Source organism: Vibrio porteresiae DSM 19223 (genome assembly GCF_024347055.1).
Classification (GTDB): Bacteria; Pseudomonadota; Gammaproteobacteria; order Enterobacterales; family Vibrionaceae; genus Vibrio; species Vibrio porteresiae.
Window position 1 is genome coordinate 2,672,252 of sequence record NZ_AP024895.1, and the last position, 12,887, is coordinate 2,685,138.

At 44.5% G+C, this 12,887-nt stretch carries 12 protein-coding genes; 10 read left to right on the forward strand and 2 right to left on the reverse strand.

Annotated elements, in window-relative coordinates; genetic code table 11:
• The first annotated feature begins 212 nt into the window (after nt 1-212).
• The 5 genes from cysZ (at nt 213) to crr (ending at nt 5,136) form a co-directional block, all read left to right on the forward strand.
• Nucleotides 213-962, forward strand: coding sequence for a sulfate transporter CysZ (gene cysZ / locus OCV11_RS12190; RefSeq protein WP_261893140.1), 750 nt, complete (start codon nt 213-215; stop codon nt 960-962).
• Nucleotides 963-1,140: 178 nt separating this feature from the next.
• Nucleotides 1,141-2,106 carry a cysteine synthase A gene (gene cysK / locus OCV11_RS12195; RefSeq protein WP_261893141.1) on the forward strand — a complete coding sequence of 322 codons (966 nt, stop codon included), beginning with the start codon at nt 1,141-1,143 and terminating at the stop codon, nt 2,104-2,106.
• 296 nt (nt 2,107-2,402) lie between these two features.
• On the forward strand, nt 2,403-2,660 hold the full coding sequence (locus OCV11_RS12200; protein ID WP_014205558.1) for an HPr family phosphocarrier protein: 258 nt from the start codon (nt 2,403-2,405) through the stop codon (nt 2,658-2,660).
• A 133-nt stretch (nt 2,661-2,793) separates the two neighbouring features.
• Nucleotides 2,794-4,518 (forward strand): phosphoenolpyruvate-protein phosphotransferase PtsI, encoded by a 1,725-nt coding sequence (gene ptsI / locus OCV11_RS12205; RefSeq protein ID WP_261893143.1) that lies wholly within the window; start codon nt 2,794-2,796, stop codon nt 4,516-4,518.
• A 108-nt stretch (nt 4,519-4,626) separates the two neighbouring features.
• Nucleotides 4,627-5,136, forward strand: coding sequence for a PTS glucose transporter subunit IIA (gene crr, locus OCV11_RS12210; RefSeq protein ID WP_068714311.1), 510 nt, complete (start codon nt 4,627-4,629; stop codon nt 5,134-5,136).
• 64 nt (nt 5,137-5,200) lie between these two features.
• Here crr and OCV11_RS12215 read toward each other — a convergent pair whose 3' ends face one another.
• Nucleotides 5,201-6,352 carry a 2-octaprenyl-3-methyl-6-methoxy-1,4-benzoquinol hydroxylase gene (locus tag OCV11_RS12215; protein ID WP_261893145.1) on the reverse strand — a complete coding sequence of 384 codons (1,152 nt, stop codon included), beginning with the start codon at nt 6,350-6,352 and terminating at the stop codon, nt 5,201-5,203.
• A gap of 302 nt (nt 6,353-6,654) precedes the next feature.
• Between OCV11_RS12215 and miaB the strand changes: the two genes are divergently transcribed.
• The 5 genes from miaB (at nt 6,655) to lnt (ending at nt 12,245) form a co-directional block, all read left to right on the forward strand.
• Nucleotides 6,655-8,079 (forward strand): tRNA (N6-isopentenyl adenosine(37)-C2)-methylthiotransferase MiaB, encoded by a 1,425-nt coding sequence (gene miaB / locus OCV11_RS12220; protein ID WP_261893146.1) that lies wholly within the window; start codon nt 6,655-6,657, stop codon nt 8,077-8,079.
• Nucleotides 8,080-8,150: 71 nt separating this feature from the next.
• Nucleotides 8,151-9,263, forward strand: coding sequence for a PhoH family protein (locus OCV11_RS12225; protein WP_261893148.1), 1,113 nt, complete (start codon nt 8,151-8,153; stop codon nt 9,261-9,263).
• Nucleotides 9,263-9,727 carry an rRNA maturation RNase YbeY gene (ybeY, locus tag OCV11_RS12230; RefSeq protein ID WP_261893149.1) on the forward strand — a complete coding sequence of 155 codons (465 nt, stop codon included), beginning with the start codon at nt 9,263-9,265 and terminating at the stop codon, nt 9,725-9,727. Before OCV11_RS12225 ends, ybeY begins: the two co-directional genes overlap by 1 nt.
• Nucleotides 9,728-9,805: 78 nt before the next feature.
• Nucleotides 9,806-10,681 (forward strand): CNNM family magnesium/cobalt transport protein CorC, encoded by an 876-nt coding sequence (gene corC / locus OCV11_RS12235; RefSeq protein ID WP_261893150.1) that lies wholly within the window; start codon nt 9,806-9,808, stop codon nt 10,679-10,681.
• A 43-nt stretch (nt 10,682-10,724) separates the two neighbouring features.
• The gene (lnt, locus tag OCV11_RS12240) at nt 10,725-12,245 is read left to right on the forward strand and encodes an apolipoprotein N-acyltransferase (RefSeq protein WP_261893151.1); all 1,521 of its coding nucleotides are present in this window, start codon (nt 10,725-10,727) and stop codon (nt 12,243-12,245) included.
• 78 nt (nt 12,246-12,323) lie between these two features.
• Here lnt and OCV11_RS12245 read toward each other — a convergent pair whose 3' ends face one another.
• The gene (locus OCV11_RS12245; RefSeq protein WP_261893152.1) at nt 12,324-12,794 is read right to left on the reverse strand and encodes a zinc ribbon-containing protein; all 471 of its coding nucleotides are present in this window, start codon (nt 12,792-12,794) and stop codon (nt 12,324-12,326) included.
• Nucleotides 12,795-12,887 lie beyond the last annotated feature (93 nt).

Here is a 12,887-nt window from a genome sequence, read left to right on the forward strand (position 1 = left end):
TCTGAGTTTATGTCTGTAAATAGAACGTTGTTGACCAAGTAGGTTTGTCAGTTCATCTGGCTACTTTACCAAAACTCTTACCCTATTTAGAACAACTTAATGTAAGAACTTCCATCCTTGCACTATTTTTTACCGTGCTTTTATGACTGTATTGCTCAGATACAATACAATGACAGCTGAAAAATGTTTAACACCAACCCGGAACAGTATTAATGCAACCAAAACAACGCACTGGCTTTGGCTACTTTTTTTACGGACTAGATTTGGCTTTTTCCTCAGGCATTCGCCGTTTTGTTCTTATGCCATTACTCGCCAATATCTTACTCGTCGGCGGCGCACTTTACTTTCTATTTCATCACTTAGGTGGATGGATTGATCAGTGGATGGGCCATCTACCCGACTTTCTATCCTGGCTGAGTTACCTAATTTGGCCGCTGCTTGTTATTACAATATTAGCGACCTTTTCTTATTTTTTTAGCACCTTAGCCAATTTTATTGCCGCACCGTTCAACGGATTACTGGCAGAAAAGGTTGAAGAGAAGCTTACCGGGCAAAAAGTGAATGACGATGGCATTCTTGATGTAGTGAAAGACGTGCCACGAGTTCTTAGCCGAGAGTGGCGCAAGCTGATGTACGTTCTGCCAAAAGCATTGGGACTGTTTATTCTGTTGTTAATCCCAGCGCTCGGTCAAACTGTGGGTCCGATCGCTTGGTTTATTTTTACGGCCTGGACTCTTGCTATTCAATACTGTGATTATCCCTTCGATAACCACAAAATCGATTTTCACTCAATGCGTCTGAGCTTGAAACAAAAGCAATCAAAAGCTTACACCTTCGGCATGGTCGTTTCCGTTCTCACAACAATTCCCATTGTGAATCTGTTTGTTGTCCCTGTTGCGGTTTGCGGTGCAACAGCATTGTGGGTCAATGAATATCGCGATGAATATACCCGTCGTCCTTAAGCAATTCTGGGTGTGGGGCATTTGGCAACTTAGATCGTTCAACTAGATGTAATATGAGACTATATCTTATAACTTTTTAGTCCTTTTACCTGACTAGTGAAGTGAATATGCTTCTTAGCATATTCACTTCGATACAATGTTATCGACACGATCCCGTGCGAAATGAAGGAACATCACAATGAGCAAAATCTACGAAGACAACTCTCTTACTATTGGTAACACACCACTCGTTCGCCTAAATAAAGTCAGCAAAGGCAATGTACTGGTCAAAGTAGAATCTCGTAACCCTAGCTTCAGTGTTAAGTGCCGTATCGGCGCAAACATGATCTGGGACGCAGAGAAAAAAGGTTCGCTTAAAGCAGGTGTTGAACTTGTAGAACCTACCAGTGGTAACACCGGTATTGCTCTCGCTTTCGTTGCTGCAGCTCGTGGATACAAATTGACTCTAACCATGCCTGAGTCAATGAGCCTTGAACGTCGTAAACTGCTAAAAGCACTAGGTGCAAATCTCGTTCTTACTCCAGCAGCTGCAGGTATGAAAGGTGCAATCAACAAAGCAGAAGAAATCGTCGCTAGCGATCCTGCAAAATATTTGATGCTGCAACAATTCAACAACCCTGCTAACCCAGAAATTCACGAAAAAACCACTGGTCCTGAAATTTGGGATGCAACCGATGGTCAAGTGGATGTGTTCGTCGCTGGTGTAGGTACAGGTGGTACTCTAACTGGTACATCTCGCTTCCTAAAAGCACAAGGCAAAAAAATCACTTCAGTAGCTGTAGAACCTGCTGAATCACCAGTCATCACTCAAGCACTCGCTGGTGAAGAAATCAAACCTGGACCACACAAAATCCAAGGTATTGGCGCTGGTTTCATTCCTGGAAACTTAGATTTAGAACTGATTGACCGCGTAGAAACAATCCCTTCAGATGACGCAATTGCGATGGCTCGTCGTCTAATGGAAGAAGAAGGTATTCTAGCCGGCATCTCTTCAGGTGCAGCAGTTATTGCTGCTAACCGTCTTGCGGAACTACCTGAATATAAAGATAAAACTATCGTTGCGATTCTTCCAAGCTCTGGTGAACGTTATCTTTCAACTGCGCTGTTCGCAGGCTTTTTCACCGAGAAAGAGAACGAACAATAAATACGTAGCTAAATCAAATTTTCTTGTAAAAAAGCCCCTAACTGGGGCTTTTTTGTTGATTCTGGCTCGCCCTTTGGTAATATCGGGCTGTTTTATTTTTCGCTTCAAAATAAAGAAGCGACCAAGTTTGTACTACGAACGCTTGAGAACATTAGATTTTCGGCGGGCGGTCAAGTGATCCAGGCAAGTTTTGCTAGACGCAAAGTAAACGCCACTCTGGCACATTTGCGGCTATCAAGGTAAGCTATGACTGGTCAACAATCTTACAAAAATATAAATTAATTGGGGTATATCACATGTACGAGAAGCAAGTAGAAATTACTGCAGAAAACGGTCTTCACACTCGTCCAGCAGCACAATTCGTAAAAGAAGCTAAAGCTTTTGACGCAGACATCACTGTAACTTCAAATGGTAAAAGCGCTAGCGCAAAAAGCCTATTCAAGCTGCAAACTCTAGGCCTTGTAAAAGGTACTGTAGTTACTATCTCAGCTGAAGGTGCTCAAGCTAAAGAAGCGGTTGATCACCTAGTTGCTCTAATGGATCAACTTCACTAATACGACCATTTCTATTAAAGCCATTTTGCCGATGCAAAATGGCTTTGTTGGAAATAAGGCAGAGAATAGGCTAAATATTTAGCATCTTTGTCTCTCATTTCACGTTTACAGATGACCAGTTTAAGGTAACGCTATGATTTCAGGCATCCTAGCATCTCCTGGTATTGCTATTGGTAAAGCATTACTACTTCAAGAAGATGAAATTGTCCTCAACACCAACACTATTTCTGACGCTCAAGTCGAAGCTGAAGTGCAACGTTTTTACGAAGCGCGTAATAAGTCAGCTCAGCAACTAGAAGTGATCAAGCAAAAAGCACTTGAAACGTTCGGTGAAGAAAAAGAAGCGATCTTCGAAGGCCACATTATGTTGCTGGAAGATGAAGAGCTAGAAGAAGAAATTCTGACTCTTATCAAAGAAGAAAAACTTCACGCAGACAACGCAATCCACACTGTTATCGAAGAGCAAGCGGCTGCGCTAGAGTCTCTAGACGACGAATACCTAAAAGAACGCGCAACAGATATCCGCGATATCGGTTCTCGTTTTGTTAAAAACGCACTAGGTATCAACATCGTTTCTCTAAGTGATATTAGTGAAGAAGTTATTCTGGTAGCTTACGACCTGACTCCTTCAGAAACAGCACAAATCAATCTAACTTATGTTCTTGGTTTTGCTTGTGATATCGGTGGCCGTACTTCTCACACTTCAATCATGGCTCGTTCTCTTGAATTGCCAGCGATCGTGGGTACTAACGACATCACTGCGAAAGTGAAAACCGGTGACACACTGATTATTGACGCTATCAACAACAAGATCGTGATCAATCCTTCAGACGCTGAACTTGCTCAAGCAAAAGACGTTCAAGCTTCATTCCTAGCAGAAAAAGAAGAGCTAGCGAAACTGAAAGATCTACCAGCAATCACTCTTGATGATCGCCACGTAGAGCTTTGCGGTAACATCGGTACAGTAAAAGACTGTGACGGTATCAAACGCAACGGTGGTGAAGGCGTAGGTCTATACCGTACCGAATTCCTATTTATGGACCGCGATGCACTTCCTACTGAACAAGAACAGTACGAAGCGTACAAAGAAGTTGCTGAAACTATGGCTGGTCAATCCGTTATTATCCGTACTATGGATATCGGTGGTGATAAAGACCTTCCATACATGGACTTGCCAAAAGAGATGAACCCATTCTTGGGTTGGCGTGCAATCCGTATCAGCCTTGAACGTCGCGAAATCCTACGTGACCAGCTACGTGGTATTCTACGTGCATCTGCTCACGGCAAACTACGCATCATGTTCCCAATGATCATCTCTGTTGAAGAGATTCGTGAACTGAAAGCGGCTCTAGAAGAGTACAAAGCTGAACTTCGCAGCGAAGGTTACGCATTCGATGACAACATTGAAATCGGTGTAATGGTTGAAACTCCTGCAGCAGCAGCGATTGCTCACCACCTCGCAAAAGAAGTGTCATTCTTCTCTATCGGTACTAACGACCTTACCCAGTACACACTGGCTGTAGACCGTGGTAACGAAATGATTTCTCACATGTACAACCCACTTTCTCCATCAGTACTAAGCGTAATCAAACGTGTTATTGATTGCTCACACGCTGAAGGTAAATGGACTGGTATGTGTGGCGAGCTAGCAGGCGACGAACGTGCGACTCTATTGCTTCTAGGTATGGGTCTAGATGAGTTCTCAATGAGCGGCATCTCTATTCCTAAAGTTAAGAAAATTATCCGCAACACTAATTTCGCAGAAGTAAAAGCAATGGCAGACGAAGCGCTGACCAAAGCAACTGCTGCTGAAATCCAAGCTTGTGTTGATAAATTTATTGCCGAAAAAACCAAATAATCGAAGCGATAACCATGGCATTAGACGGTGAAAAGTAGTCGTCTAATGTCATTGATTGTTATACTATACTTCGACAGAAAAAATTTTAAACGTTAGGAGCATGACACAATGGGTCTGTTTGACAAACTTAAGAAGCTAGTCTCTGACGACAGCGCTGACGCAGGTGCAATTGAAATCATCGCACCACTTTCTGGTGAAATCGTAAACATCGAAGATGTGCCAGATGTCGTGTTCGCTGAGAAAATCGTTGGTGACGGTATCGCTATCAAGCCTTCTGGCGACAAGATGGTAGCTCCTGTTAACGGTACTATCGGTAAAATCTTCGAAACTAACCACGCGTTCTCTATCGAATCTGACGACGGCGTTGAGCTATTCGTTCACTTCGGTATCGACACTGTTGAACTGAAAGGCGAAGGTTTCAAACGTATCGCTGAAGAAGGTCAAAGCGTGAAAGCTGGTGACACTGTTATCGAATTCGATCTTGCTCTTCTACAAGAAAAAGCAAAATCTACTTTGACTCCAGTTGTTATCTCTAACATGGACGAAATCAAAGAGTTGAACAAACTTTCTGGTTCTGTTGTTGTTGGTGAAACGCCTGTACTACGCGTTACTAAATAATTATATTTAGCCAATGCGATAAAAAAACGCTGCCTAGAGCAGCGTTTTTTGTTTGTATCTGATGCTAATTCAAACCAAGTGCATAACGCAGCACCTGTTTTTTGATTGGGCCAGCATGCTCTGCCACTTTAAGTAATGCGTTTCTCGCCAGCTTTAGGGGCGTTATTTCATTGCTAAACGTTTTATAAAACACATCCATACCACTTTGCATCAGCAAGTTATCAGGACGACGACGACGCTCATAAGCTTGTAGCTGGCGCAAGGTAATCACACTGTGATCTTTGGTTACCTCTAATAACACTGCCACATCCTTAAATCCTAAATTCACGCCCTGCCCTGCCAATGGGTTAATCGTATGGGCTGCATCCCCAATCACTACACAGCCATTTTTGACGTAAGTTTGCGCGTGACGACGAGTTAAAGGGAAATGGCCATGTTGCTGCACTTCGATATCCCCAAGTTCTGTTGGGAAGTAGTGCAAAATTTCTTGGCGTAATTGTTCTGGTGAAAGATGGCTAAGCTGTCTGATACGGCTAGGTGCGTCATACCATACCAAAGAGCCTTGATGTCCATTAAGAGGCAAAAATGAACGCGGTCCCGATGGGAAAAATTGTTGCCAAGTGATGTCTTGCTGCGGCAACTCTGTTGTCACGTTAATCAACATGCAGCTTTGGCGATAATCCCAAGCAGTCACGCCAATACCAGCGATGCTGCGGACTTTGGAATTCGCCCCATCCGCACCAATGACCCAAGGTGCATAGATTTGAGCACCCGACTCTAACGTGATGCACTTTTCATCCTCACCCTGTATCGATGCCAATCGGTCAGGACAGAATAGCGTGATATTCTCCGCGGAGAATTGCTGCCACAGGCCAAGTTGAATAATGCGGTTTTCCACCATGTAGCCAAGCTGGTCTAATCCTAGGTCTTCACTGTTAAAGCGAGTACGACATTCCGGATGTTCCCACGTTTCTAAACGGCGGTAAGGGCACACGCGCATACTTTCAATCGCCGACCATGCGCCTAGTGAGTTAAGCAGATCAACAGATGTCTGAGAGATCGCAGAAATTCGTACATCCATCGGTTGCTGTTCGCTATAAGCTTCAGGCGTCGCACTTTCAACCAGTGCAACTTGGCGGCCTTGCTTGGCCCAACCTAATGCTAAGGCGGCACCTACCATGCCTCCGCCAATGATTACCACATCAAACTTGTTCATATTTCATGACTTCTTACTGTATTTTGCCTCTGGTCGTATTGTACGTAGTGCCACTTTATTTGCGAATTATTTTGTGCAAAAACCTTAAGTAAAACATGGGTAAAAGCCTGATAGCACAATGCTTACAATAGATTTCGTGTCATGACTAGTCAGTCTCTTTTTAAAGAAGTACAATACGCGGCTTATTATCACCGAGGTGATGATAGGAAAGCATACCTAAGCTTCTTCCGCCTGCTATTCTTCCAGTAGAGGCAGCTTAGGTATAATCACAACCGATGAACTATTAAACGAGCGAAAGTGAGATGAGTAAGAAACTGCTAATTAAAACCTGGGGATGCCAGATGAACGAATACGATTCATCAAAAATGGCCGACCTGCTTCATGCTGCCAATGGCTATGAGCTGACCGAAGAACCAGAGGAAGCAGATGTCCTACTACTGAACACCTGCTCTATCCGTGAAAAAGCACAGGAAAAAGTTTTCCACCAGCTTGGCCGTTGGAAAACGTTGAAAGACAAAAAACCTGGTGTTGTGATCGGTGTGGGCGGTTGCGTGGCGACACAAGAAGGCGACCATATCCGTCAACGTGCTCCATTTGTTGACGTTATTTTTGGTCCACAGACATTGCATCGTCTACCAGAAATGATTAAGCAATCACAGGTAAATCATGGTCCTGTGATGGACATTTCTTTCCCAGAGATCGAAAAGTTCGACAGTTTACCAGAGCCTCGCGCAGAAGGTCCGACAGCGTTTGTTTCTATTATGGAAGGCTGCTCAAAATACTGTACTTACTGTGTAGTACCGTATACTCGCGGTGAAGAAGTAAGCCGTCCAATGGACGACGTTTTGTACGAAATCGCACAACTTGCTGATCAAGGCGTACGTGAAGTTAACCTTCTAGGCCAAAACGTAAACGCCTATCGCGGTGCAACGTTCGACGGCGGTATCTGTTCATTTGCAGAATTGCTTCGTCTTGTGGCATCGATTGATGGTATCGACCGTATTCGTTTTACTACCAGTCACCCACTTGAATTTACTGATGACATCATCGCTGTGTATGAAGATACTCCTGAACTAGTGAGTTTCTTACACCTACCTGTACAAAGTGGTAGCGACCGTATTTTGACAATGATGAAACGTCCTCATACTGGTATCGAGTACAAATCTATCATTCGTAAGCTACGTAAAGCGCGTCCTGATATCCAAATCAGTTCTGACTTTATCGTTGGCTTCCCTGGTGAATCGGATAAAGATTTCCAAGACACCATGAAACTGATTCGTGATGTCGATTTCGACATGAGCTTCAGTTTTATCTTCTCTCCTCGTCCTGGTACACCGGCAGCAGATTACCCATGTGATTTGTCTGAGGATGTGAAGAAAGAGCGTTTGTATGAACTGCAACAGCAGATCAACTCACAAGCTATGCGTTACTCTCGTCAGATGCTAGGCACCGAGCAACGTATTTTAGTCGAAGGTCCATCGAAGAAGAACCTTATGGAACTTCGAGGCCGTACTGAGAACAACCGCGTCGTCAACTTCGAAGGCTCAGCCGACCTAATTGGTCAATTCGTTGATGTGAATATCGTGGACGTGTTCCCTAACTCACTGCGTGGTGAATTAGTACGTACTGAAAAAGAGATGAACCTTCGCGTTGTTACTTCACCATCGGAAATGATGGCGAAAACTCGTCGTGAAGATGAGCTGGGAGTCGCTACTTTTACTCCATAAGCTCGTATAAACTGTCATTAGGTGCCCGGTCGCAATCGGGCATCCTAGAATGACATTATTGAGAGGCTAATTTGAGCAATAAAATCGTTACTGTCGAGATCAATCTCGAACCTTCTGATAACCGCCGCCTGGCAAGCCTATGCGGTCCTTTCGACGATAATATTAAACACTTAGAGCGCCGCTTAGGTGTTGAAATTAACCACCGCAACAACCTTTTTACTGTTGTTGGTCAACCTCATACTACCGAGGCGGCTGTCGACATTCTCAAAACACTTTATGTGGATACTGCGCCTGTACGTGGCGAGATTCCTGACATAGAACCTGAGCAGATTCATCTGTCCATCAAAGAGCATGGCGTTTTGGAACAAAATACTCAGGTGGAATCTTCTATTGCTCACGGCAAAGAAGTGTTTGTGAAAACCAAAAAAGGAGTGATTAAACCTCGCACTCCTAATCAGGCTCAATACCTGATGAACATGGTTACCCATGACATCACGTTTGGTATTGGTCCTGCTGGTACAGGTAAAACCTACCTTGCGGTTGCGGCAGCAGTGGACGCATTAGAGCGCCAAGAGATTCGTCGGATCTTACTGACTCGACCAGCGGTTGAAGCGGGTGAAAAACTCGGTTTCTTACCTGGTGATTTGAGCCAAAAAGTGGACCCTTATTTACGTCCTCTTTACGACGCTCTGTTTGAAATGCTGGGATTTGAACGTGTAGAGAAGCTTATCGAGCGTAACGTGATTGAAGTTGCCCCGCTTGCTTACATGCGTGGTCGTACTCTAAACGATGCATTTATCATCCTCGATGAAAGCCAAAACACCACTGTCGAACAGATGAAAATGTTCCTTACCCGTATCGGCTTTAACTCTCGTGCAGTCATTACTGGTGACGTCACCCAAATTGACTTACCTCGTGGCGCTCGTTCAGGCCTTCGCCACGCAATTGAAGTGTTGAGTGAAGTCGAAGAGATCAGCTTTAACTTTTTCATCGCCGACGACGTAGTTCGTCACCCTGTGGTGGCTCGCATCGTTAATGCTTATGAAAAATGGGAAGCGCAAGATCAAAAAGAGCGCAAAGAGTACGAAAAACGTCGTCGCGATGAACGAGAAGCAAAACTGTTAGAAGGACAAAAAGCCGACCTTTCAGTGACTCGTTCTGCTATCGAGGAATCAGACGAATAATGAGCATTGAACTAGATTTACAAATTGCTTGTGAAAATGAACAAGGTCTGCCAAGTGCAGACCAATTTTCTCATTGGCTCACACAAGCTGTGAGCGGCTTTCAGAAACAAGCAGAAGTGACTATCCGTATTGTTGATGAAGCGGAAAGCCACCAGCTAAACTTTGATTACCGTGGCAAAGATAGACCAACGAACGTGCTATCTTTTCCATTCGAAGCGCCTCCAGGTATTGAAATCGACTTGCTAGGTGATTTGATCATTTGTCGTCAAGTCGTTGAACGTGAAGCACAAGAGCAAAATACGCCCTTGACCTCACACTGGGCGCATATGGTTGTACATGGTAGCCTTCATCTGTTAGGTTATGACCATATTGAAGATGATGAAGCCGAAGAGATGGAATCTCTTGAAGCGGATATCATGCAGGCAATGGGCTTTGAAGACCCTTATGCTGCTGAAAAAGAGTAACACGCAGCCTACTGAATTGAGGCAGCCTGTGATATGTGCGCTATCACACGTCTGATAGCATAATATTATTGAGAAACAATGAACGAAGATAATTCGCAAAGTTCTGACGGTCCGAGTAGAAAGTCCTTCTTTGGGCGTTTAGGTCAGTTATTCCAGGGAGATCCCAAGGATCGTCAAGAATTGGTTGACGTCATCCGAGACTCTGAAGTGAATGACCTAATTGACCATGACACTAGAGATATGCTTGAAGGTGTTATGGAAATCTCCGAAATGCGTGTCAGGGACATTATGATTCCGCGTTCCCAGATGGTTACGATTGATCGTAACGACAATCTGGATTCGCTTGTCGCACTGATTACAGATGCTCAGCACTCTCGCTACCCTGTAATCAGTGAAGACAAAGACCACGTTGAGGGCATTTTGCTCGCGAAGGACTTACTTAAGTATCTGGGCTCCAACAGCTCACCATTCAACATCGATGAAGTGATTCGTCCTGCGGTCGTCGTACCGGAGAGTAAACGAGTCGATCGCCTGTTAAAAGAGTTCCGTGAGGAACGATATCACATGGCGATTGTCGTAGATGAGTTCGGTGGCGTTTCAGGCCTAGTGACCATTGAAGATGTGCTGGAAGAGATCGTTGGTGATATTGAAGATGAATTCGACGATGATGACCAACAGGAAATTCGTAAACTCAGCAAACATACCTACGCGGTAAAAGCGCTGACCACAATTGAAGATTTTAACCAAACATTTAATACCAACTTCAGCGATAACGAAGTGGATACTATTGGTGGATTGGTGACTACGGCGTTTGGGCATTTACCCGGTCGTGGCGAGGTCGTTGAAATCGACCGCTATAACTTCAAAGTGACAGCAGCAGATAACCGTCGTGTTGTGCAACTTCATGTCACCATTCCTGATATGGAATCATTACCGCAAACCACTAACGAGTAATGTTAACCCCTCTCTTACCAATAAGAGTTCAGAAAAGTTGCAGATGATTAAAGTTGTTACTCATCGCCTAAAGCGGCCCTTAGCGGCCGCTTTTATTGGCGCACTCACTACCCTTGCCTTTGCACCCTATCAATATTGGCCTATCGCTATATTGAGTCCCATGTTACTGCTGCTACTGCTAGATCAACGCACTACCAAACAGGCCGCTTGGATCGGTTTCTTCTGGGGGCTTGGTCAATTTGGGACTGGTGTCAGTTGGGTTCATGTCAGCATAGATACCTTTGGTGGCATGCCAGAAATTGTGACCATAATCTTACTGTCACTGTTAGTTGCCTACCTCGCTTTGTATCCCGCACTGTTTGCTTGGCTGTTAAATCGTTATTGCGCGAACTCAGGGCGCACACGCTTTTTCATCATGGCTCCTGCGCTTTGGTTGATTTGCGAGCTATTACGCGGTTGGGTCTTTACCGGTTTCCCTTGGCTCTGGTTAGGTTACAGCCAAATCGATAGTCCACTGGCTTCCTTTGGACCTATTGGTGGCGTCAAACTTATCACCTTTATGGTGATGTTATGTGGCTCAGCACTGGCTTACATGGCTCTTAAACGTGCATGGCGTCTAGCGGTGATTCCCGTTGTCATTCTTGCTACCGGTTTTGGTCTTACGTCAGCGCAGTGGGTCACTCCCGATCCAAACCGAGTTGCATCGATAGCTTTGATTCAAGGTAATATCGCTCAAGAGCTGAAGTGGTTACCCAACCAACGTTGGCCAACCTTGATGAAATATGTCGATCTTTCCCGTCAAAACTGGGACTCTGATGTCATCATTTGGCCGGAAGCGGCAATTCCTGCTCTCGAATACGAGGTTCAGCCGTTTTTAACTAATCTTGATCATGCCGCCCGCATCAACAACAGCAGCATCATCACCGGTATCATTAATCTCGATGAGAATAAGCGTTTCTACAACAGCATTCTTACCCTTGGTAAAACGCCAAGTGATGCTTATCACTACGACATCAATGCTCGCTACCACAAATATCACCTATTGCCATTTGGTGAGTTTGTTCCGTTCGAGTCACTGTTAAGGCCATTAGCACCCTTATTTAATTTGCCAATGTCGTCGTTTACTCCTGGTAACTATGTTCAACCGAATATCATCGCGAATGGATTTTCCTTTGCGCCGGCTCTTTGTTATGAGATTGCATTTGGCGATCAAGTTCGCGCCAACGTCAATGAGACCACAGATTTTATTTTGACACTCTCTAATGACGCATGGTTTGGGCACTCTATCGGCCCACTGCAACACATGGAAATTGCGCGCATGAGGGCCTTAGAGCTAGGTAAACCGCTTATTCGCTCCACCAACAACGGGGTTACGGCGATTACCGATTATCAAGGGCACATTGCCTACACAATCCCGCAATTCGAAACTGGTGTGTTAAAAGCCGATGTAGAGACCACTCAAGGTGTCACACCTTATTATCGATTTGGTCCATGGCCTTTGTATATTTGGATTTTGGCTACCGTCGGCTGGGCGTTACGCCGCCGTATGGCAACTAAGCCTTAAAGGCTTCATAGCAGACAAGCAAGGCGCTACTTTAGCGCCTTGTTTTTTGATTGATGGAACTAGCGAACACGATGAACACTAAGGGTTGAGCGGTTCACGATGGAACGTTTTTCCTCCACAATGAATGCACGGCATGACTTTAGTGGGATGAATGTACTCAGTTTTATGACCACATTGCTCACAGACCAGTACCCCTAAGCCAATCACATCGCCTTCTTGATAAAGCCCCTGTTGCTCTAACTCCTTGGCTAACTCAATCCATTCGATGCGAGTCTTATCGGTAATATCGAGCAAACTTTGCCAGATAGAGTTAGCAATCGTGAGATAAAACGGCCCACTCTTACTCTCCTCAAATGCATCAGCAAACTCTTTAAGGTCAGCTTTTACATAGGCAGAAATTAACGCGATTTCGTCCTTGGTCATTTCATTGGCGGCACTCACCACTTTTTCTGAGTTTTCCAATAAATGCCCTATTTCTTCAGGGCTTTGTTTTAGCCTATGAACGAATTCTTCGAGTAATGCTTCGTAACCTTGTTTCTGTTTTGGCATAAGTCACCTCCATCAATGTGGATTGGCTATTGTTGTGCTCTCCAGCTTTAGGTATTCTATGACGATCTATTAGTATCAATTCTAATTGAACTC

Coding starts and splice junctions, on each gene's coding strand:
- cysZ (WP_261893140.1), top strand. CDS start 213: ATGCAACCAAAACAACGCACTGGCTTTGGCTACTTTTTTTACGGACTA.
- cysK (WP_261893141.1), top strand. CDS start 1,141: ATGAGCAAAATCTACGAAGACAACTCTCTTACTATTGGTAACACACCA.
- OCV11_RS12200 (WP_014205558.1), top strand. CDS start 2,403: ATGTACGAGAAGCAAGTAGAAATTACTGCAGAAAACGGTCTTCACACT.
- ptsI (WP_261893143.1), top strand. CDS start 2,794: ATGATTTCAGGCATCCTAGCATCTCCTGGTATTGCTATTGGTAAAGCA.
- crr (WP_068714311.1), top strand. CDS start 4,627: ATGGGTCTGTTTGACAAACTTAAGAAGCTAGTCTCTGACGACAGCGCT.
- OCV11_RS12215 (WP_261893145.1), bottom strand. CDS start 6,352: ATGAACAAGTTTGATGTGGTAATCATTGGCGGAGGCATGGTAGGTGCC.
- miaB (WP_261893146.1), top strand. CDS start 6,655: ATGAGTAAGAAACTGCTAATTAAAACCTGGGGATGCCAGATGAACGAA.
- ybeY (WP_261893149.1), top strand. CDS start 9,263: ATGAGCATTGAACTAGATTTACAAATTGCTTGTGAAAATGAACAAGGT.
- corC (WP_261893150.1), top strand. CDS start 9,806: ATGAACGAAGATAATTCGCAAAGTTCTGACGGTCCGAGTAGAAAGTCC.
- lnt (WP_261893151.1), top strand. CDS start 10,725: ATGATTAAAGTTGTTACTCATCGCCTAAAGCGGCCCTTAGCGGCCGCT.
- OCV11_RS12245 (WP_261893152.1), bottom strand. CDS start 12,794: ATGCCAAAACAGAAACAAGGTTACGAAGCATTACTCGAAGAATTCGTT.